This window comes from Parabacteroides merdae ATCC 43184 (genome assembly GCF_025151215.1).
Classification (GTDB): Bacteria; Bacteroidota; Bacteroidia; order Bacteroidales; family Tannerellaceae; genus Parabacteroides; species Parabacteroides merdae.
This window is the reverse complement of the sequence record NZ_CP102286.1, coordinates 3,413,674-3,435,667: the sequence shown is the minus strand read 5'-3', so window position 1 is coordinate 3,435,667 and position 21,994 is coordinate 3,413,674. Positions and strand designations below refer to the sequence as shown.

The following is a 21,994-nucleotide window of genomic DNA, read 5'->3' as shown; positions in this document are numbered from 1 at the left end:
ACATTTGAGGTGAATAACGTATCTGTTTTACCTCTATTTTTGTGTTGTAAAACATAATTATGCAATACTAATGCGGGTGTGTTTTGCATGAGTCGTTTTAAACAAAAAGAGAGAAGCTATGAAGAAGTTTTTTAGAAAGTGCCTCAGATGCCTTGAAATATTAGGTGAATATGGAATGCAGAAATATGGTATGAAATAAGAGGTAAATGTGTGTTTGGTAGGGAATGTCGGTACGGCATTCCTTTTTTTATTAGAAATAATGTTTTTCTATATAATGTAAAAGCTTGGCGGTGCGTTAAGCGTGGGGGTAGAATAGTTTTGACACCGCCAAGAATGCTTATTTGGATGAAGAAGAGGAGAGGCGGTAACTGACGAATGCGATGTGCTTACTATCCGGAGCCCAGGAATTGACATTGATTGTGCCCTGTCCTCCGAATAACTTGACTAATGTTTTTGGCTTTCCTCCTGTGGCTGGCATAATCCTAAGTTCAACGTTCTTATTGGGAAGATGCTGCCCCGGTTCCAGATCTCCTTTATAATAAGTGATAAAGATAACGGATTTACCGTCAGGTGAGACATGAGGAAACCAGGAATTGCGGGTTTCGTCAAACGTCATCTGGGTTTGTTCAGAGCCGTCTTTCTTCATTCTCCATACTTGCATCAAACCCGTGCGTACGGAATTGAACCAGATATATTCTCCGCAAGGGGAATATTCGGGACCATCGTCCAATCCTTCTGCTGTCGTCAGCTGTCTTTCTTCTCCTCCTTCAACTGGAATAACGTAAATGTCATAATTGCCTTTCCGGTCGGCACAATAGGCAAGTTGCCGTCCATCCGGGCTCCATCCGTGTAGGTAGCTGGGAGCAATCGGGGTGATCAAGCGAGGTGTCCCTCCTTGCATCGGGAGGGTATAGATGCGTGATTTGCCGTCTTCTTTCGTCCCGTGGCTGATAGCTATCTGCTTGCCGTCGGCAGCTATGACATGGTCGTTGTTGCATCGGGTGGCAAAGCCAGTGTTTATCATTTCAGGTTCGCCGGGCGAATCGGGGGAGAGTTTGTACAGTTTCCCCCCGCTATTATACACGAGCCACTGGCCGTCGGGTGTCCAGTTTGGGGCTTCGACACGGTAGGGGAATTCTTTGACTACGGTGCGCCTGCCGTTTGTTACGTCCAGTACTTCCAATATGCTGGTTACGTCGTTTTGTTGGGCGGATGCGAGCGACGTGAAAGCCGCTAAGAGAATCATACAACAGGTTTTCATAATGATTGAGAATTAATATGCGCTGAAAGATACTAAAATTAGCCGGGACGATAATGACCGTAAGAGATTAATTTTTTCTTTTCCTTGGTTTTCTTTAGGTAGCATTGATCCAGAAGCAGGGTGCGGTTTACTATTTTGTGCACTACCCTGAAATTGTGGTCTATCAAGATAATGCCTCTTGTCCGGGCGCTTTCGGTGATGTGCATACGTATTTCTTCTGCAGCAATAGGAGAGGCCGTTGAACGGTTCGTCCAGCAGGAGATGGCCAGCTTTGCTGTAGAGGATAAGTTTGGTCACTTTCTAATATTCCATAGAATGTGATAGGAGTATCTATAAAACAACAGGTGTGCTGTTGATTAAGTATAGACAGCGCACCTGAAAATGAAAATTATTTGTAAAGAGAAGATTTTACCACTTATTATACAGCACCACTTCGCGAGTACCGCGTACGCTCATAGTCGGAAACCAGAGATCTTCTACTGTCAGACCGCATTCGTCGACGGCTTGCAGGCAATATTCCAGTTTGCCGAAATCGGCATCGACATTGTTTGTCCCAAAGGTGAACTTGATTCCACGCTCTTTCGCTTTGCGGATGATGTCGAAGCTTGGAATTTTGTAGCGTGCGTTGATTTCGAGTGCAATGTTATGTTTTTTCAATACATCCAGGACGCGGTCGATACGCTCATCGGTCCAGTATTTGGCATACTCTGCATTCAACTCTTCCGGCAGGAAGGTAGGATTGGCATAGATGTCGGCCGGCTCATTGGTAAGGATCTTGACGGTCTGGTCCACCAAGTGATCCATATATTGTTCTTTGGTAACACCGTCGTAGTGTACCTCTTCGGGGCGGTATATCCTTGACAGACGTCCTTTATGGTCCACAATGGTCATTCCGTCGGTAAAGAGATAATCGAATACGCCTAAAGCCTTCTGAGAGAAGGTGGCTGTCCACTTACGGCCTTCACCTTGCACACCGCGCAGGAATGGCATGTCTTTTACTTCGTTGTAGTATTCGTACACTTCCTTGTCATCGGCAAGCATACGGCCTACGCCACCCTCACCGGCATTGGGAGCCACACCGTAGTTGATACCGTAGTTCATTGACATGGCGTGCGCCATCTCCTTCGTCAGGCCGCCTTTCAAATGCACGTGGTAATCTATCACGGGGAAGTTTTGCTGCTGGAAACGGATCACAGCATCGTTCTGTTCGTCTATCCGTGGCATTGTGTCTGCCTCATTGACCGCGTCTTTTTTCAAGCGGGTCATGTTGAGGTTACGAAAGGTTACATCACCGCTCATACCTTTTAGTGCAATAGAACCGTGGCTGAGCAAGCGCCCGGCATACTCTTTTGTACGATAGGGGTGTTCGGGTTCGGTATAGCATACTACTACCGTATCGTTTATGGCAATCATTATGTTATGCCCGCGTACAGCAATTTCAAAGTCGAACCACTTCCCGTCTTCAGCTAATGAACGGTAGAGGTTACGCACGGATGTGAGGCTGCCGCTTTTACGTGTGCCGTCGATGGCTCCGTTCCGGAATGCTACCTCATAGCCTGATTTCCCGTCGGTATGATGGAACAACAAGGCCGCTTCCGCATTTTCCCCGGTGAGAGCTTGCCCGGTAAGTATAAAGTTCTCATATTCTCCTTCTGCAAACCAGGTCGATCCGGCTGTCACGGTTATTTCATTACCGTCGGCAGTTCCCATTTCGGGACTGCTGAAACGGTCTAATGGTTCTGCAACGTTGTATCGTATGCAGCTGGTAAGCCCTAAGATACTTATCAAGGCCACTATTAATACTGTACTGGTTTTATCAATCATAATGTATTTTGTTTTAGGTAATTACACATTAAAGCGGAAATGCATGATATCGCCGTCCTGAACGATATATTCTTTTCCCTCGACACTCATCTTTCCGGCTTCTTTTACAGCAGATTCCGAACCGTAGGAAATATAATCCTCATATTTGATGACTTCGGCGCGGATAAAGCCTTTTTCGAAGTCGGTATGGATCACACCGGCACATTGCGGGGCTTTCCATCCTTTATGGAAAGTCCAGGCACGACATTCGTCGGGACCGGCGGTCAGGAATGTTTGCAGGTTCAGGAGTTTGTAAGCGGACTTGATCAGACGGGCAACGCCGGATTCTTCCAAACCGATCTCCTGTAAGAACATCTGGCGTTCTTCGTAGGTGTCGAATTCGGCAATCTCGCTTTCGATCTTGGCCGCTACGACCAATATTTCAGCTCCTTCGTCTTTTACGGCTTCGCGGACAGCATCCACATATTTATTACCGTTGACTGCGCTTGCTTCATCTACGTTACAGACATACATTACCGGTTTGTCGGTCAACAGGAATAGATCGTGTGCGATCTTCTGTTCGTCTTTCGTATCGAAAGAAACGGTGCGGGCACTTTTACCCTGTTCCAGTGCTTCCTTATATTTGCAAAGTACTTCGTAAGCGATTTTAGCCTGCTTGTCACCGCCTGTCTGAGCCTGTTTCTGCACTTTGGCAATACGGCTGTCAATGGTTTCCAGGTCTTTGATCTGCAATTCGGTGTCAATGATTTCCTTGTCGCGAACCGGATCGACACGGCCGTCCACATGAACAATATTGTCGTCATCGAAGCAACGCAGTACATGCAGGATTGCATCTGTTTCGCGAATATTGGCAAGGAATTTGTTTCCCAGCCCTTCTCCTTTGCTGGCGCCTTTTACAAGGCCGGCGATGTCTACGATTTCCACCGTAGTAGGGATAACACGCTGGGGATGTTCGATTTCTGCCAGTTTGTTCAAACGTTCGTCCGGTACGGTGATCACGCCGACATTCGGTTCGATCGTACAGAACGGGAAGTTAGCAGACTGTGCTTTTGCATTCGATAAGCAATTGAAAAGAGTAGACTTTCCTACGTTGGGAAGTCCTACGATGCCACATTGTAATGCCATTCTATTTTGTTGTTATGATTTATTCAAACTTTGTTTCCAGACTGCAAAGATATACAATCTTTTGTATTTATGTTGCCGGATACAGGCGAACCGGATATAGAAAATATTGTTTGGGCGAATAAGCGGGAGAGGAATTTGAGTCTTTTAATAATCCAGTATGGCCCGAACCTGCCGCTTTTCCTTTTTGGGGCATATAGCGAGGCGGCTATTTGCCATATTGAATGCTACTCCCAGATCGATCACGCTGTTGTCTTTGCACCAGTATTCCTCGTCGTATAAAAAAGTTCCTTGATACTTGGCGAGGAACATGTTGAATTCCCGTTGCCTGGTGTGCAGTAATACCAGATTGAGCATATCCGGCAAATGCCAATTGTCTAAGGTCCCTTCGGAAATGGACTCGCAATAGATCAAGGCATCGAAATAATCGAGTGTCTGTTCCCGTATCTCCATTACCGAACCTTTATAAGGGGCTATATCGGGTTCTATATGCTGACCGGGAGAATCTGCTCCAGCCTGTATGATCACGCCGTTTGCATAGAGATCTCCGACTGCCGGAACCCGGAAAGGGGGAAGATGGATACCTTGCGCGATCTTATATCCTTTTTCGGGGTAATAGTAAGTGAAATGGCTCAGTGATGTCGTGAGGCGGATGGAACGGATGTGGCTGGCTTCATCCGGGATAGCGATTGAAATACCCCGATTCAGTATCTCTGTATCCGGTGTTATGTAACGATACAAGGGGAACTGTCCGGATGTGAATTCGAACGCTGCTTTTTGTACGGATACCGGAAGATTGTCAGGGAATATGAAATACATAATTTTCCAATTGCTCCATCTGTCCCCCTAAGACGGAAAATATAATAAAAGCGTGGGAACTGCCATCTATCCAAGCAAGAGGTATCGCCAAACACCTATCCAGCAGATAGACAACAGCCCACGCTTGATGTTTATATATTATGTATATATATACAAAAAACGTGAGGCAATTGTTGTCTACTGTCCTTGCTGGATGAAAAATTGGCGATTTTCTTGCTTAAGGACAATATGATAACGCTTCTGTTTTACTATGTGATATTGCAACTCCTTGCAATAAATTTCACGACAAAGATAGTGTATAAATGCTGTGATTTATAAACTTTATGTGTTTTTGTTAATGCGCTTCCAGCCAGTTTACCCCTTCACCGCAGTCGGCGATCAAGGGAACTTGCAGTTTGATTGCATTTTCCATTTCATCCAACACGATTTGTTTCACTTTTTCCAATTCGTCCTTGTAGACGTTGAAGTTCAATTCATCGTGTACCTGCAGGATCATCTTGCTCTTCAGACCTTCGGTTTCGAAACGGTTGAAGATGCGAACCATGGCAACTTTGATGATGTCGGCTGCACTGCCCTGGATCGGAGCGTTGATCGCGTTTCGTTCGGCATATCCCCGTACGATCGCGTTATGGGAGTTGATATCCGGCAGGAAACGTTTGCGCTTGTAGATCGTCTCTACATATCCTTTTTCTTTCGCCACCTCGATGCTTTCGTCCATGTATGCACGGATGTCCGGATAGGTTTTGAAGTATCCTTCGATCAACTCTTTTGACTCTGCGCGTGGGATGCTCAGCCGTTCGGCCAACCCGAAAACAGAGATTCCGTAGATAATGCCGAAATTGGCCGTTTTCGCTTTCCGACGCATATCGGAAGTGACTTCTTCAACCGGAATACCGTATATCTTGGCGGCTGTGGCGGCATGAATGTCGGCTCCGCTGCGGAAGGCTTCTATCATGTGGGCATCCTGGCTCAGATGGGCCATGATGCGAAGTTCGATCTGCGAATAGTCGGCGGAGAAGAAAATACAGTCTTCGTTTTCGGCTGTAAAGGCTTTCCGGATTTCACGTCCCAACTCATCGCGTACCGGAATGTTTTGCAGGTTCGGATTGGTGGAACTGAGGCGGCCGGTCGAGGTGACTGCTTGGTTGTAGGACGTGTGGATCTTGCCGGTTTCCGGGTTGATCAGTTCGGGTAGGGCATCGATATAGGTGCTGAGCAGCTTCTTCAGCCCTCGATATTCGAGCAGCTTTCCCACGACGGGATGTTTGGAACGCATTTTTTCCAGTATTTCTTCACTCGTGCTATAGCTGCCTGTCTTTGTCTTCCTCGCTTTCTCTTCTATCTTGAGGTGATCGAAAAGGACTTCGCCGACCTGGCGGGCAGAATTGATGTTGAACTTCATTCCTGCCAGTTCGTAGATCTCTTTCTCCAACTTCTTGAGTGCGGTCGTCAGTTCCTCGGACGATTGTTTCAAGGCGACGGTGTCAAGCGTCACTCCCGTATATTCCATTTCAGCCAATACATATATTAAAGGCATCTCGATGTCATAAAAAAGCGATTCGAGTCCTTCTTTTTCCAGACAGGGGGTAAAATAGTTTTTCAGCTTGAGCGTGATGTCCGCGTCCTCGGCGGCATATTCGGCTACTTGGACAACCGGGACGTCACGCATGGTAAGTTGTTTCCTTTCTCTCGGGCCGATCAGTTCCTCGATCCGTACTGTTTTATATTTAAGGTATGTTTCGGCGAGGTAGTCCATACCGTGACGCAGTTCGGGATTCAGAAGGTAGTGGGCGATCATCGTGTCGAATAGAGGGCCGGCTATCCGGATTCCATATTTGCGGACGACAAGGATGTCGAATTTTATATTTTGTCCGATCTTGAGAGATTTCGGATTCTGCAGGGCGGGGGAGAAGTGGGCAAGAATTTTGTCGGCTTCTTCGCGGGCTGCCGGAACAGGGACGTACCAGGCCTCGTTTTCCTTCACGGCGAACGACATTCCGACCAATCCGGCCTTCAATGGATCTATACCATCTGTTTCCGTGTCAAAAGCAAAAAAATCCTGTTCGTTCAAAAACCGCCCTAATTCTATTCTTTTTTCCTCTGTATCAACAAGATAATAGGTGTGAGGAGTAGACTTTAAGTTCGCGAGAGTCGAATATTTGGGAACAGCCGTAGGTTCGGTCGCAAATTCTTCAAAGAGCGAGCCTTGAATCGGGCCTGCCGGAGCTGCTTTTTTTCTTGTATCGGCTTTTGCTGGCGCCGGTGCTGTTTTGGACTCCGTTTTGACTTTTTCCGGCTCTCCGCTCATTCTGTTAATAAATGTTCTGAATTCTAATTCAGTGTAAATCTCTACGAGACGTTCCTCATTCATCTTTTCACGGATGCATTTGGCAGCATCGAACCGGATCGGTACATCCGTCTTGATTGTTGCCAGGAATTTGGAGAAGCGGATCTGCTCCATGTTCTCCATGACCTTCTTTTGAAGGGAGCCTTTCAGCTTGTCGGTATTCTCCAAAAGATTTTCGATCGTTCCGAATTCGGCCAATAATTTCTGGGCGGTCTTTTCACCGACACCCGGACATCCGGGGATGTTGTCGGAACTGTCGCCCATCAGTCCTAAAAGGTCGATCACCTGGTCGACGGATGTCAGGCCGTATTTGTCCAGTACTTCGGGTACGCCCATAATCTCGTAGTCACCGCCGAAGCGGGGGCGGTACATGAATATATGTTCGGATACCAGCTGGCCGTAGTCTTTGTCAGGTGTCATCATATATACTTCGAAACCTTCTTTTTCGGCTTGCTTGGCAACCGTGCCGATAACATCGTCGGCCTCATAGCGCGGAACTTCCAGTATCGGGATATTGTAGGCTTCTATGATGTCTTTGATGAAAGGGACCGACTTGCGGATATCTTCCGGCGTCTCTTGCCGTTGCGCCTTGTACTGTTCGTAGGCTTCGTGGCGGAAAGTCGGACCTTTCGGGTCGAAGCCTACCGCAATATGGGTCGGGTTTTCACGTTTCAGGACATCTTCCAGGCTGTTGATAAAACCGAAGATGGCCGAAGTGTTCATGCCTTTGGAGTTGATACGCGGGTTCTTGATAAAAGCGTAGTAAGACCGATAAATCAATGCATATGCATCTATGAGGAATAACTTCATCTCTTTTAACACGTTTTAGTGTGACAATTGTCGGTAAATGTACGAAAAAACTCGCTTACTCGATACTTTTTGTTACTTTTGCGCATCTTAGGATCAATTATGAAGGATAGAAGTAAAATAGAACAACCGGTTGCCGTAGAGTTTAAACGTTTTAATGATGAGTTTGCTGCTTCGCTGCGAAGCGAAACGAATCGTTTGCAATCAGCTATTGACCAGATACTGAATGCGAGCGGAAAACATGTCCGCCCCTTATTAGTACTTTTGACGGCTAAAGCATGTGGGCAGGTAACGGATAATACGATCAATTCGGCTGTTCTGTTGGAACTGCTTCATACTGCCACACTGATTCATGATGATGTGATCGACGAGACAAAACAGCGTCGCGGGGTTCCTTCCTTGAATGCCATATTCGATAACCGCATTTCTGTCTTAGTGGGCGATTATGTCCTTTCCACCGCGTTGATCCGTTCTATCCAGACAGGTAATCTGCAAATCATAGGTATTGTTTCCAATCTCGGACGCGATCTTTCGGAAGGGGAGATCAAGCAGTTGGAAACGGCCGAAGAAAGCATCATCGACGAATCCTGCTATATGCAGGTGATACGGAAAAAGACGGCCATGCTGCTTTCCGCTTGTGCCGAGATCGGTTCCATCTCTGCCGGGGCATCCGGTGAAATGGTGGAAAAATGCCGTGAGTTCGGCGAATACTTAGGTTACTGTTTCCAGATCAAAGATGATATCTTCGACTACTTCAAAGAAGCGAATATCGGCAAACCGACCGGCAACGATATCCGGGAGGGAAAGGTCACGCTCCCCTTGCTGCACGCGTTGCAGACGGGTAGGAGAGAAGAGGCAGAACATTGCCTTCATATCATAAATGAAAAAGACTTTACCACAGAGAATATAGATTTGCTGATTGATTTTGCGAAAGCGAACGGGGGAATCGAATATGCTGAACAGCGTATGCAGGTATATCATGACAAAGCGGTCGAGGTTTTGATGACACTTCCTGAATCGGAAGCACGCGAAGGTTTGCTGCTGCTTGCCGATTACATCGTAGAACGCCGTAAATAGGTTTTTACGTTTTACTGTCATACTATCATTTTCTTCTTGTATTCTTTGAATATCAAGCTGATTCAGATATGATAGTTGCTTTTCCATCTATCATGTTTATCTATCATACCATCATGTTCCCCTTTTGTTAAAGTATTATTGCTTGAAATACAGCTAAATAAAGATATCTCTCCGTTGAATGCGCATAGTACCTTGGAGAAACTTCCGGAAGATACGGAAAAAGATGAATGAACTGCTTATATAAACACGACGACACCCGGATGTAGGCGATCCCTGCATCCGGGTGTTCGTTTAGGGTAGATCCGGGTGTAGCGGGAGGGAACATCCGGGTGTAGCCGAATTTATGTCGTTATCTTTGGAAGAAAAGACTATGGGTTTGTGAGAAATATCCCGTTGCTTTTCTTCTTATTTTCCCAGACGGTGTTCGATGTCTTCCACCAAACTGCTGGCTCCTATGCGGAACAGGTCTTTATTCAACCAATCGTTTCCTAATACTTCCTTGACGATGGTATAGTAGCGGACAGCCTCTTCTGCCGTGCGGACACCGCCTGCAACTTTAATACCGACACGTTTTCCCGTGATGGAATGGTACTTTTTCAAGACTTGGCACATCGTGTAAACGGCTTCCGGAGTGGCTCCCGGATAACCTTTCCCTGTCGATGTCTTGATGAAGTCCGCACCGGAATAGACTGCGAGGACAGCCGCCTTCTGAATGCTTTCGGGAGTCTGGAGAGCACCTGTCTCAAGGATGACCTTCAGTTTGGCATCACGGCAGCTTTCTTTGATCTCTTGAATTTCTTCGCTAAGTTCGTCATAATTTTCTTCGAGGAAATAGCCTAAGTTCATGACAACGTCGATTTCATCGGCTCCCTGCATGACGGCCATCGCTGTCTCGGCAATCTTTATTTCCATGAAGGTCTGCGAGGAAGGGAAACCGCCTGCTACGGACGCAATCTTTACCTCCTGTGCGGAGAGGGCCTCTTTTACCGTCTCAACAAACAGGGGATAGGTGCAGATGGCGGCAACGTTGGGTACGTCGGGGCGGGTTCCTTCGAAATCGTTCACCTTGTCGACCAGTTTCCAGATGCTCTCTTTCGTGTCGATACTGGTGAGGGAAGTCAGGTCGATGAAACCGTGAATCTGCTTCAAAACGTCGGGAGTGAAGTTGTCGTTCCCATGTTTTCCGAGCAGTGTCTTTACCCGTCCGGTCACTTCTTCCGTTGTGCCGGCCGCCTCGAATTTGGCGAATGCTTGCTGGTATTTATTGGTGTGGAGATGTTCGGTGTCTTCATCATGATGGTGATGTCCGCATCCACATTCGTGATCGTGTTCGTGTACCATAATCTTATAGTTTTTTATTGTTTATATGTCGTTCTTTATCCCGGTTCGTTTTCTTTTGCAGGTTCTTTTCGAAAGCAGCCGTCAGGTCGACGCCTGTCTGGTTGGCAAGGCAAAGCAATACCCATAGGACATCGGCCATTTCATCGCCTAAATCGCGGTGTTTCTCGCTCTCCTTGAAAGATTGTTCACCATATGTGCGGGCCATGATGCGGGCCAGTTCGCCGACTTCTTCGGTCAGAATGGTCATATTCGTCAGTTCGTTGAAGTAGCGGACACCATACGTTTTGATCCAGCTGTCCACCTGCTCCTGTGCCTGTTTAAGCGTAATTTCTGCCATATCTTTTCATTCTTTGTTTTGTGAGTCGATCCAGATCGTGACAGGCCCATCGTTCACCAGTTCCACTTTCATGTCGGCGCCGAACGTGCCGGTCTGCACTTCCTTTCCGATCTGCAAGCCCATCTCGGCGCAAAAAGCCTCGTACATTGGAATGGCTATGTCCGGTTTGGAGGCATGGATATAGGAAGGGCGGTTTCCCTTCTTTGTGGAGGCGTGCAGGGTAAACTGGCTGACCACCATCACTTCGCCTTCCGTTTCGACGACAGAACGGTTCATAACGCCGTTTTCATCGTCAAAGATGCGCAGGTTGGCAATCTTCTTGCACAACCATTCGATATCTTCCTGCGTGTCGCGGTCTTCAATACCGACCAGTACGAGCAGACCTTTCCCGATTTTGGATTTCAGCTGTCCGTCTATGGTTACGGAGGCATGCTGTACCCGTTGTATCAATGTTCTCATATCTTTATTTTAAACCATTTAATAATGCTTTTGTTTTGGCTTCTCCGATTACCTCTTTCAGTTCGTCGAAGCCGGCTTCACGTATTCGTTTTACGCTCTTAAAATGACGTAAAAGTAATACTTTTGTCTTTTCTCCGATCCCTTTTATCGTATCCAATTCGGATTTTGTCTGGCTTTTGCTGCGCTTATCCTTATGGAAAGTGATGGCGAAACGATGCACCTCGTCCTGTATTTGCGTGAAGAATTTGAACATGAAACTTTGTATCGGCATGCCGATCGTTTCGGGAGGGAAGCCGAACAGGAGTTCCGAAGTCCGGTGTTTCCCGTCTTTTGCCAACCCGGCTATCGGAATGTCCAAGTGCAGTTCGTCCTGGATCACTTCGCGTACGACTTCCATTTGCCCCTTTCCACCGTCGGTGATGATCAGGTCGGGCAGGGGAGTCTCTTCGACGATGGCACGCTGGTAGCGGCGACGTACGACCTCTTTCATGGAGGCATAGTCGTCCGGGCCGACAACCGTTTTGATGTTGTATTTCCGGTAATCTTTTTTCGATGGTTTCGCCATTTTGAAGACGACACACGCAGCTACCGCGTCGCTTCCCTGTATATTGGAATTGTCGAAACACTCGATATGAGCCGGTAATTTGGGGAGATGGAGCGTCTCCTGTATCTCTTTTAAAAGACGTGTGCTGCGTTGCTCCGGGTTCAGTTTCTCCGCCTGTTTCAGCTTGTCGACCTTATACTGCTTCACGTTCATTTCCGATAATTCCACCAGCTTCTTTTTATCTCCGCGCTGCGGAACGGTGATCGAAACGTTTTCCAGTTCTATATCCAACGGAAAAGGAACGATGATTTCGCGTGCAGTGCTTTTAAAGCGGTTGCGCATTTCGATGATCCCCAAGCTGAGCAACTCCTCTTTCGACTCGTCCAAACGCTTTTTATATTCGAATGTATAGGCTTGCACGATCGCTCCGTTGCCGATATGCAGGTAATTGATGTAGGCGGAATTCTCGTTTTCGGCCAGTGAGAATACGTCTATATTGTGGAGCATCGGGGTGACCACTGTCGATTTGGAGCGGTAATTCTCGATGACTTCATACTTTTCTTTGATCTTCTGTGCTTCTTCGAACCGCAATTCTCCTGCCAGTTTCTGCATCTCTTCATACAGATGTTTGCTTATTTGCGAGATATTCCCGCGTAGGATTTCCTTTATTTCGGAAATGTTTTGCTGGTATTCCTCCAATGTCTGCAATCCTTCACAAGGCCCTTTGCAGTGCTTGATATGGTATTCGAGGCATACCTTATACCGGCCTTTCGCAATGGATTCGGGAGTAAGAGGATATTTGCAGGTACGTAGCGGATACAGTTCTTTCAGCATTTGCAGCATGACCTTTGCCGTATAGATGGAAGGGTAGGGACCGTAATAGCGCGAACCGTCCCGTACGATATTCCGGGTTTGGAATACGCGCGGGAAATATTCGTTCTTGACAACGATGGACGGATAGGTTTTGTCGTCTTTCAGCAACACGTTGTACCGAGGACGATATTGCTTGATCAGGTTATTCTCCAAAAGAAGTGCATCCTCTTCCGTGTCGACAACAAAATATTTGATGTCTCGTATCTGCTTGACCAGGACACGTGTTTTGTTGCTGTCGTGTTCTTTGTTGAAATAGGAGGAAACGCGACGCTTCAGGTTCTTTGCTTTGCCTACATAGATGATCGTTCCCTTCTCGTCAAAGTATTGGTAGCAGCCTGGCGATTCCGGTATGACGGAAAGGATGTTTTTTATATGTTCCTCGGTTGTGCTCATTTCTTTTGCATCTGTTTCTATCCTATTTTCAGTCTTTTACGCTATTGTTGTTAAAGTAAATGTTTCACGTGGAACATTCCACGTTTAGCGTCCCAGCATCACCAGGAGGATATTGATGTCGCTTGGGGAGATACCCGGAATACGGCTTGCCTGGGCTATCGTGTCTGGGTCTATCCGTGTCAGTTTCTGGCGGGCTTCCGTAGACAAAGACTGGATCGCATTGTAGTCAAACTTGCCTTTGATATGGATATTTTCCAGGCGGTTTATCTTGTCGGCGATGATCTGCTCGCGGCGGATGTAGCCGCTATACTTGATTAATATTTCTGCCGCTTCGATGATCTCTTCTTTTCGTGAAACAGGGACCTTGTCCAGCTCTGTCCGGAATGCCGGGACCAGTTCCGCGATATTCTCCAAGGTGATCTGAGGACGTGGAATCAGTTCGATCAACTTGCATCCGTGTGCGAGCGGGGTAGTGCCCAACGCCTCCAGACCACTGTTTATATATTGCGGTTTGATGGAGTAGTTTTCTGCGAAAGAAATAATCGCATCCCGGCTTGCCTTTTTCTCTTTCAACAAATCGTAGCGGTCCTGCTTTGCCAAACCGAGATGATACGACTTTTCCGTCAAACGCATGTCCGCATCATCCTGGCGGAGCAGAATGCGATATTCTGCACGTGAGGTAAACATACGGTAGGGTTCGTCTACGCCTTTTGTGACAAGATCGTCGATCAGTACGCCGATGTAGGCTTCGTCGCGTCCTAAAACGAACGGATCTCCGCCGTGGCAATTGATATGTGCGTTTATGCCGGCTACCAATCCTTGTCCGCCGGCTTCCTCATATCCGGTCGTCCCGTTGATCTGTCCGGCAAAGAAGAGGTTGCGGATTAGTTTTGTTTCCAAATTATGGTGGAGCTGCGTCGGATCGAAGAAATCATATTCAATAGCATATCCCGGACGATAGATCTGTATGTCCCGGAATGCCGGTATCTGTTGCAAGGCACGTAGCTGGATATCCAACGGAAGGGAGGAGGAGAAGCCGTTCAGGTAGTATTCCTGTGTCGTTTCACCTTCCGGTTCCAGGAATAGTTGGTGTTGTGGCTTGTCCGCAAACGTTACGATTTTTGTCTCGATGCTCGGACAGTAACGTGGGCCGATGCTTTGGATTTGTCCGTTATACAACGGGGAGTCGGGGAGACCTTCGCGCAGGACTGCATGACAGGCTTCGTTGGTGAACGTTGTCCAACAGCTAAGTTGTTTCAAAACGCGGTGCGAAGTGTCCATATAAGAGAACTTATGGAAGTCGTTTTCTCCGGGCTGTTCCGCCATTTCATCGAAGTGCACGCTGCGTGCATCGATACGCACAGGTGTTCCGGTCTTCATCCGTTCGGATTTGATGCCTAATGAGACCAGTTGTTCGGTCAGTCCGGTTGCCGCCGGCTCGGCTATGCGGCCGCCTCTGATTTGTGTCCGGCCGATATGCATGAGCCCGTTCAGGAAAGTCCCGTTTGTCAGAACCACGCTTTTCGCATGGAACTCGACTCCCATATAAGTCTTTACGCCGCATACGGTATTTCCGTCGAGCAACAGTTCGCGTACGGTATCCTGCCAGATGTACAGGTTCGGAAGGTTTTCCAGTATTCCCCGCCAACATTCGATGAAACGGGCGCGGTCGCTCTGGGAGCGCGGACTCCACATGGCCGGTCCCTTGCTTTGGTTCAGCATACGGAATTGGATGGCTGTCCGGTCCGTCACAATTCCCATATATCCGCCTAAGGCATCGATTTCACGGACGATCTGTCCTTTGGCGATACCTCCGACTGCCGGATTGCAACTCATCTGTGCAATCTTGTTCATATCCATTGTAATGAGAAGCGTCTTTGAACCCATATTGGCGGCTGCCGCTGCGGCTTCACAGCCTGCATGACCGGCACCTACCACGATTACATCGTAATTGAAAGTCATTGTCCTAATTGTCTTTGTTTCTTTTGCAAAGATAATAGTTTGTACGGGATTTTTGTTATATTTGTGAGTCTTGGAATATCTAAGTAATACTAAAGGAATAAGAGTATGGAAACCCGGATATCTTCTTCTTCGATGGACAATGCCAATAAAATAAAAACGTCTGTCATGCTTCTGCTTTTATATGGTATCTGTATATTTCCGGCTTGGGATGGCAATCTGTCTGTTTTGTTAGGTTTGTTTGCCGTCAGTTCGATCCTTTGTATGCTTACTCGAGGATTTATGCCAAACCGTTTTATTGTGGATGGAGAAAAACTGGTGATAGATGCGTATTTTCGGAAGACGTATATAAACATAGAGGAAATCCTTTCGGCTCGCGAGGTCGACCGGCTGGATTTAGGAATAATGATCCGTTCATTTGGTGTCGGTTGGTTGTTTGGTGATCTCGGATATTTTTCTTCTACTGCTATCGGACGTGTAAAAGTTTTTGCCCGGCGTTCTGATAACCGTATTCTGATTACGACTTCCCGCCGTGGTAACTTTATCATTGCACCCGATGATCCTGAATTTATCCATTATCTGAACCATGCGATGCTTTGAAGATAGGATAGGAGAAACAATACGATCTTGTCGTAACAGCCTGTGCAACGTTTGACTGGTTTTGAGCATCTTATATTTATGATTATAAGTCTAAAAGAAATGATATGAAAAAGTATGTACTTTTGTTAGGGCTGTTGATACAAGCTGTGTCGGTTTTGGCCCAGGAGACGTCTGTCGGGAAGTCGATATTCTCCGTTCATGCAGGGCCTTCCTGGTATTTGGGGAAAATGATCGGGATCACGAACAACTCCGATGCTTATCGGAATGATTTGCGGAATGGGATCGCCTGGGATGCCAATTATTATTTCTTAGGAGACAAATATATCTTCGGTTCGTTTAAACTCGCTCCCGGACTTATCTATCAGGGTGGGCGTTATAAAAACACTCATGACGAAAGTTCCGACAAGATCCTGATGCATTATTTCGCGCCTCAGCTTGCCTTGTTTATGGTGAAGCAGAAATACAATCTGTCTTTATCGACTGGGGTGGGATATCAGCATTATAAAGATAAAAGTTTTGTGTACGGCAAGCCGCGGGATGTGTCAATGAATAAACTGGCCTATAATCTGTCGGCGGGAGGCGAGTATCGTCTTTCTCCGCTGGTGGGGATTTCTGCAAAATTGAATTGGATCGTTACCTCCTCTGAGAGCTATTCGGTCAGGTATCACGGTCAGAAATGGCAGGTCGAATCTCCTGAATTGAGTGGTGGCGGAGGATGTTTCTCCCAATTATCCTTATTGTTCGGTATGAATTTACACTTTTAATCAGATACGGTTATGAGACATCTGTTATTTATCTGTTTGTTGCTGTTTTGTGTGGCCTGTGAAGAGAACGAATCGGTCGATCCGACGATCATGCCCGAAGCTACTACGACCGGGGCGAATACATTTGGTTGCTTGGTTGACGGCTGGGTGTATACAAGCGGCCGGTGGGGGATGCCTTCTGCGGAATATTTGGAGCGGGAAGAGGGTTCCAGCGTGACGGTTTCGGCGCAGGTCGGTCTCGGTTCGTATATCCGTTTTACGATTGCCGATCCCAAGGAGGGAGAAACGCTTCCTTATGTGAATCTCTCTTTTGAAAATCAAAATATGGAAGATGGCAAGGTCTACATCTCCCGTATGTCGGACGGCGTGTTCAGCGGCACTTTCGAGGGAGGACGCATTACGGAAGGCCGTTTCGATTTGAAATATAAGGAATGAGCAGTTATTTAGATGGCTTGGTTTATAATTGTTTTAATACTTCCATCACATAGTTTCGCCGTTGGCGGGAAATGCTGACCGAGGCTCCGTCCTTCATGCGTATATATCCACCGTCGCTTTTGATGAAACTTTTGATTTCATCCAGGTTGATCAGATGTGATTGGTGGACGCGAAGGAAATGGTAAGGGGCCAGTAGTTCGTCAAACTCCTTGAGTGTCTTCGATACGATCAGTTTTTCTCCCGATTTCAAATAGAAAGTCGTGTAGTTGCTTTCGGATTCGCAACGGATGATGGAACCGATTTCTACAAACTCTATCTTATCGGCGACCGACAGAGCTATTTTCTTTTGTTTGTCCAATGCTTGCGTGTTTTGCAGGAGGTTCTGCATCCGTTTGTTCTCCTGTTTCCGAAGGACGACCTGGACCGCCTTGTCTACGGCATGCGTCAGTTCTTCCGGGTCGATAGGCTTCAGCAGATAGTCGAGCGCACTGAAGCGGATGGCCTGGATTGCATAGCTATCGTAGGCGGTAACGAAAATCACTTCGAAAGGAATTTCCGGAAGGCTGCCTAAGAGGGAGAAACCGGTGTCGTCGCCTAACCGGATATCCAGGAAAAGGATGTCCGGTTTAGCTTCGGGCAGCACGGTACGGGCTTCGGTGACGGAGCTGCAAATGGCCGATATCCTGATCTGCGGACAATAGTTCCCGATCATGCGGAGCAGGTTCTCCCGGTTCCCCTGCTCGTCATCTACGATTGCTGCGGTTATTTTGGTGTCCATATTTTGTCTTATAAAGGGATGGATAGCCGGACATGGCAACCGGAAACAGATTCCTTCTTCTGCCTGTTTTCGATCGTTATGCCGATTTCCGTATTGTACAAATCCTTTAATATCTCGAACTCGTTGCTGATGGCACGGATACCGAAGCCGCTTTCCGTTTCAGTTACCATTCCGGGACCATCGTCGATGATGTCGATAACCAACAACTGGTCTTGCAAAGATAATCGAATTATGATTTCTCCCGTACCGCGCGGAGCGATTCCGTGTTTGACGGCATTTTCGACGAAAGGCTGTATCAGCATCCCCGGAATCTCGATCGCATCCGGTTCGATATTATTGTCTACCGTCAGCGAGTAGGAGAAGGGGAAACGGAGCTGTTCGAGCTTCAGGTAGAGCTGCAACTGTTCGATCTCGTCAGAGAGGGGGACCAGTTTCTTTTCGGAAGTCGCCAGCACTTTCCGCAACAGGCGTGAGAAGTCGATCAAATACTTATTCGCCTCCTGATTGGCCGAGCGGTTGATCAGATTCTGGATCGAACTGAGCGCATTAAAAATAAAATGCGGGTTCATCTGTGAACGGATGGCGCGTAGTTCGAGTTCACGGATACGGCGGCGGTTACGTTCCTTCTTTTGCTTCCCTTTCACCCTGGAATAATAAGCGATACCGATGATTGCCGCGATTAAAAGCGTACCTAATACTCCTTCTTTGAATCCTTTTAGAAAATCGTTGAAAGATTCGTCTTCCCGTTTCAGGTCGTTTTGAATGATTTCCAAGGCGGGGCTGGGATCAAATTGCCAATTCGTAAATTGCCGATGGAGGATGGTCCCGTCTTCACGCATCAGGATAGTCACGGTGCCGAGTTCCTTACGCCTTAATTCTTCTATTTGCAGATCGGAAATAGCTTTAAAAGGCTTTACCCGTTTGGCATTGTTAGATTGGAATTTTGAATATAATTCGAGTTGCACGATGGAGGCCAGCCCTTCCGATTCGAGGCGTTTCTTGAAATCGAGTGCATTTTGAAGGCTTGGCGCTGGAAGACCTTGTTCCCTCGTTGATAAAAACAGCAGGATGTATTTTCGGTCGCTTCCTTTCACCAGATGCAGGCTATCGGCTATCATAAGGCCGCTTTCCCGGATATTTTTTCCGGCTTCGAAGGGCAATAGTTTATCGTATGCTCTTCGAAGCTGATTTGTCAGGCTGGTATCCGGACAGGAGCGGATAAAATCGTTGTAATCTTCTTGAGTTTCAGCTAACGTTTTATCGTGCATTAAAAATTGTAAATTCATTCCGTTTACTTGATATTTGGGAAAGCCGGAGAGGATATGTTTATTCAGATAATAATCATCTGCCGGATTCAATAAATATTTTTCCTTCGCTTTTTGTGTTTTTAGGTTCAGGTTATCTGCTTTCAATTCCTGTTTCTTATACATCGTGTAAACATTCAAAAAATAAAAGTAATTAGCGACCTCCGGTCGATGCATGCTGTATGCAAAATCGATAAGTGGATTGACCGAGACGAAATAGGGAGCTTGCCAGTCGACCAAGCCGCTTTTGTGCCAAACTTCTTTATCGCTGGCATACATATAGAGATGAAGGGCAAGCGCCCCTTTAAGATACTGTTCCGAACGTTCGAATACCATCTGCCAATAAGGATCCATGTTTTTAAAATCTTTCGCTAATACATTTTGGAACAAAGATTCGCGGAGTTGGAAGGCTTTTTTCATTTGATCGGGAGATTCGAGGTCCGAAGGGTACATATAAAGGTCTGATTCGTACAGGTCGGCGAATCTTCGGTAGCTGTATTGGAAATTGTTTTGTTCGCTTCCCCGTCCCTGATAACGTCTTTTGTGTGTTGTGGTAAATAATTCTTTGTCTTGCGTGATGGAATCCCCCGGAGTAAGCAGGATCGTCACCCGTTTGCCCACTTTGTATTCTGTCGGGTAGGCAATGAATATCTTTTTGTGGACGGTCAAATCGTCAGACAAGTCGAAATTGACATAGCTACACGTAAATTCCGTATTCGGAGGAAGGGAGAACGAGGCGTCTATGACCCGCATGTTTTGTGCCAGCCGAGGCATCCCGTCTTCCTGCCAGCCGGTCAGGATATCCTGTACCGCCGGTGCAAGCTGTTTGTCCAAGGGTAAGGAATCCTGGATAGTCGTTCCCGGATAGGCAGACAACCCTGCCTGTCTTACTCCGAAAGGAACATAGTTTTTCGAGTAAGAAAAGGTCGTTTCTTGTCTGTCTAAAGTATGTGCTTTCTGGCTTTCCCGATCGTATGTGACGCGCAGGAACCGTTTGCCGACCATCTCGTGATCGAATGTGAAGTCCTGCCGATAACGGCTGTCAAAATAGTAGAAACCGGGCTTCCCGGTATCGTTCCTGCAATCGTACAGGCTCTTGAACGTATAATCAAGGGTGAGGGTACGTTCATTCAGATCCGTTACGGTCGCCTTAAAGATGACTCGTCGGATGTTTTCCGCCCGCCAGGGAACCTTTTCTTCGATGCCCGGAGCCACATAGGGATAGTAGTGGACGGACTCGATTTCCACCCAATCGCCCTTTTTCAAAGAGTCGGGGGTATAGGGGATGAACGTTTCAGCCGAACTGCTGTTTACTAGAAAAAGGAGAAGCAATAGGAGCGTTGTTGTTTTCATACCTGTAAAAATAAGATGAATAATTGAATAACCCTTCAAATATATCCCGTAAAGACCGCTTATTATTGACTTAATGAGCGGATGGTTGTTTTGAATGAGTATTTGAAATAAAAGTTTGTTGTATATTGTTTATTTTATTTCTGACTTTGTGAAAAGGATGGAATTACTGTAGCAGCCACTTCTTTCAATTAGCCCTTTAGCTTTCCCCCTTTATAATCTCGGATAAGATCCGATGCTTCTAAAAATTGGCAGGACGGGATTTTGCCGTTTAAAGGTTTTGATTTTAATATATCCTAAGGATTACTTTTTGTGTTTGACCAACATAATCACCCGGTTGTCATCCTCTTCCAATGTTGCAGCGACTTCTTTTAGTTTGCCTTTCAACTTCCCTTTTTTATAGTCCTCGCAAAGGTCGAAAGCATTTATAGTTGCCCATAATTCACCTTTGGAATTGATAGGGGTCAGCATGACCATATAGAATTCTTTTTTATAAGAATAATCGCCATTGTATATGATATACCTGAAGAAATCCTTTTCCTCTGTATCGTACACGAAGTAGGTTCTCGGAAAGCCTTCTTCTTTGCTGAAATCATATACGTTCTTTATACTTTCCATGAAATAATAACGATCGGAAACCAACTTTAAAACCAAGAAAGATTCTGGATTCATAATGTGAATAGGAGGTGTTCGCACGATAAACGGCCGCAAATTGTAATCGGGCATTAATGTGTAGATCGTGTCTGACGAGGGTTCTAATAGAATCCAATTGCCATTGAATGGGATTATTCTACTGTATTCGCCCGGTCCGGCAGCTCTCGTTCCTCCTTCATGTCTTAAAAGTTGAAGAAATAGCTTCTTTTCTTTAAATGGGGTTCTAATCTCTTTGGTTATGTTTCCGTCTTGCTTCGATACGAGTAGGAATGGTATCTCTTGATTGCATTCATCGTAACAAATCAGATTCTCTTTATCGTAATTAAATATATCCAAATAAAACTGGGTATCACCATCTTGTTTCTGTTTGATACTTCGTTTAAAATTTCCCTCCAAGTCATAGACCTTTATTTTTCTTGCCAAGAAATCGTTTATAAACATTTCATTGTTTTCTTCATCCAATGTAACACTTCTACAAGAGATGTATTCTTCTCCTCCTTGCCCTTTACGATTTATCTTACGAATGGCTTTTCCGGTCCGGTCATACACAAAAATATCACCGTCATCCCTATAGTTCTTTGCTAATATGAATTCTTTACCTATAGCCTGCACAAACCCTTGATTAACAAAATCATCGTTTGTTTCCAGCGGGATATATTCTACATCCATGAAATCTTGAAGAGCCAGTTCCTTTTTGGGAAAAGAATTATTGGTTACATCTACTGTGATCAAGTCGTCTGCCGTTTGATCCAGTCTTTTACAACCTGTCGTTATTAACAGAATAGATAGAAAGAAAATAGTTGTGCCTTTCATGCCGGATCATTTATTATTGTTACCAATCCCTTATTTGCCTGTTCCCAGGTATCCAAATCTATGTGATAACATCGGGGGAGTATCCGGCAAATAAGCAAATAGCCGTTTGGTATGAGTATTTGGGTAGTGATAG

The 21,994-nt window shown here is 46.3% G+C and carries 17 protein-coding genes; 4 read left to right on the top strand and 13 right to left on the bottom strand.

Annotation, left to right across the window (positions count from 1 at the left end):
• Nucleotides 1-337: 337 nt before the first annotated feature.
• The 5 genes from NQ542_RS14140 to polA all read right to left on the bottom strand — a co-directional run bounded on the left by NQ542_RS14140 (nucleotide 338) and on the right by polA (nucleotide 8,183).
• The gene (locus tag NQ542_RS14140) at nucleotides 338-1,261 is read right to left on the bottom strand and encodes a TolB family protein (RefSeq protein WP_005649744.1); all 924 of its coding nucleotides are present in this window, start codon (nucleotides 1,259-1,261) and stop codon (nucleotides 338-340) included.
• A 408-nt stretch (nucleotides 1,262-1,669) separates the two neighbouring features.
• Complete coding sequence (locus NQ542_RS14135; RefSeq protein ID WP_005633835.1) at nucleotides 1,670-3,085, bottom strand: DUF1080 domain-containing protein; 1,416 nt, start codon at nucleotides 3,083-3,085, stop codon at nucleotides 1,670-1,672.
• A gap of 21 nt (nucleotides 3,086-3,106) precedes the next feature.
• Entirely contained in the window at nucleotides 3,107-4,210 is a 1,104-nt protein-coding gene (ychF, locus tag NQ542_RS14130; RefSeq protein WP_005633831.1) for a redox-regulated ATPase YchF, read from the bottom strand.
• A gap of 144 nt (nucleotides 4,211-4,354) precedes the next feature.
• Entirely contained in the window at nucleotides 4,355-5,026 is a 672-nt protein-coding gene (locus tag NQ542_RS14125) for a hypothetical protein (protein WP_005633829.1), read from the bottom strand.
• Nucleotides 5,027-5,360: 334 nt separating this feature from the next.
• Nucleotides 5,361-8,183, bottom strand: a complete 2,823-nt coding sequence (gene polA / locus NQ542_RS14120) for a DNA polymerase I (protein ID WP_005633825.1) — start codon at nucleotides 8,181-8,183, stop codon at nucleotides 5,361-5,363.
• Between the two features lie 99 nt (nucleotides 8,184-8,282).
• On the opposite strand from polA, the gene NQ542_RS14115 reads away from it, so the two are divergent.
• Nucleotides 8,283-9,257, top strand: a complete 975-nt coding sequence (locus NQ542_RS14115; RefSeq protein ID WP_005633823.1) for a polyprenyl synthetase family protein — start codon at nucleotides 8,283-8,285, stop codon at nucleotides 9,255-9,257.
• A 405-nt stretch (nucleotides 9,258-9,662) separates the two neighbouring features.
• Here the strand turns inward: NQ542_RS14115 and deoC are convergent, their stop codons facing one another.
• The 5 genes from deoC to mnmG all read right to left on the bottom strand — a co-directional run bounded on the left by deoC (nucleotide 9,663) and on the right by mnmG (nucleotide 15,166).
• Nucleotides 9,663-10,598: a deoxyribose-phosphate aldolase gene (gene deoC, locus NQ542_RS14110; protein ID WP_005633819.1), complete on the bottom strand. Its 936-nt coding sequence runs from the start codon at nucleotides 10,596-10,598 to the stop codon at nucleotides 9,663-9,665.
• A 4-nt stretch (nucleotides 10,599-10,602) separates the two neighbouring features.
• Nucleotides 10,603-10,935: a nucleotide pyrophosphohydrolase gene (locus NQ542_RS14105; RefSeq protein WP_005633817.1), complete on the bottom strand. Its 333-nt coding sequence runs from the start codon at nucleotides 10,933-10,935 to the stop codon at nucleotides 10,603-10,605.
• Between the two features lie 6 nt (nucleotides 10,936-10,941).
• Nucleotides 10,942-11,394 carry a D-aminoacyl-tRNA deacylase gene (dtd, locus tag NQ542_RS14100; protein WP_005633815.1) on the bottom strand — a complete coding sequence of 151 codons (453 nt, stop codon included), beginning with the start codon at nucleotides 11,392-11,394 and terminating at the stop codon, nucleotides 10,942-10,944.
• 4 nt (nucleotides 11,395-11,398) lie between these two features.
• Complete coding sequence (gene uvrC, locus NQ542_RS14095; RefSeq protein WP_005633813.1) at nucleotides 11,399-13,204, bottom strand: excinuclease ABC subunit UvrC; 1,806 nt, start codon at nucleotides 13,202-13,204, stop codon at nucleotides 11,399-11,401.
• Between the two features lie 84 nt (nucleotides 13,205-13,288).
• A complete protein-coding gene (mnmG, locus tag NQ542_RS14090; protein WP_005633812.1) occupies nucleotides 13,289-15,166 on the bottom strand; it encodes a tRNA uridine-5-carboxymethylaminomethyl(34) synthesis enzyme MnmG in 1,878 nt (625 codons plus the stop codon).
• Nucleotides 15,167-15,271: 105 nt separating this feature from the next.
• Between mnmG and NQ542_RS14085 the strand changes: the two genes are divergently transcribed.
• The 3 genes from NQ542_RS14085 to NQ542_RS14075 all read left to right on the top strand — a co-directional run bounded on the left by NQ542_RS14085 (nucleotide 15,272) and on the right by NQ542_RS14075 (nucleotide 16,962).
• Complete coding sequence (locus NQ542_RS14085; protein ID WP_005649741.1) at nucleotides 15,272-15,763, top strand: PH domain-containing protein; 492 nt, start codon at nucleotides 15,272-15,274, stop codon at nucleotides 15,761-15,763.
• A gap of 104 nt (nucleotides 15,764-15,867) precedes the next feature.
• The gene (locus NQ542_RS14080; protein ID WP_005633808.1) at nucleotides 15,868-16,527 is read left to right on the top strand and encodes an outer membrane beta-barrel protein; all 660 of its coding nucleotides are present in this window, start codon (nucleotides 15,868-15,870) and stop codon (nucleotides 16,525-16,527) included.
• A gap of 12 nt (nucleotides 16,528-16,539) precedes the next feature.
• Entirely contained in the window at nucleotides 16,540-16,962 is a 423-nt protein-coding gene (locus NQ542_RS14075; RefSeq protein WP_005633806.1) for a hypothetical protein, read from the top strand.
• A gap of 22 nt (nucleotides 16,963-16,984) precedes the next feature.
• Here the strand turns inward: NQ542_RS14075 and NQ542_RS14070 are convergent, their stop codons facing one another.
• The 3 genes from NQ542_RS14070 to NQ542_RS14060 all read right to left on the bottom strand — a co-directional run bounded on the left by NQ542_RS14070 (nucleotide 16,985) and on the right by NQ542_RS14060 (nucleotide 21,861).
• Nucleotides 16,985-17,740 carry a LytR/AlgR family response regulator transcription factor gene (locus NQ542_RS14070; RefSeq protein WP_005633804.1) on the bottom strand — a complete coding sequence of 252 codons (756 nt, stop codon included), beginning with the start codon at nucleotides 17,738-17,740 and terminating at the stop codon, nucleotides 16,985-16,987.
• A gap of 8 nt (nucleotides 17,741-17,748) precedes the next feature.
• Nucleotides 17,749-20,397 carry a sensor histidine kinase gene (locus NQ542_RS14065; RefSeq protein WP_005633802.1) on the bottom strand — a complete coding sequence of 883 codons (2,649 nt, stop codon included), beginning with the start codon at nucleotides 20,395-20,397 and terminating at the stop codon, nucleotides 17,749-17,751.
• A 300-nt stretch (nucleotides 20,398-20,697) separates the two neighbouring features.
• Nucleotides 20,698-21,861 carry a 6-bladed beta-propeller gene (locus tag NQ542_RS14060; protein WP_005633799.1) on the bottom strand — a complete coding sequence of 388 codons (1,164 nt, stop codon included), beginning with the start codon at nucleotides 21,859-21,861 and terminating at the stop codon, nucleotides 20,698-20,700.
• Between the last annotated feature and the right edge of the window lie 133 nt (nucleotides 21,862-21,994).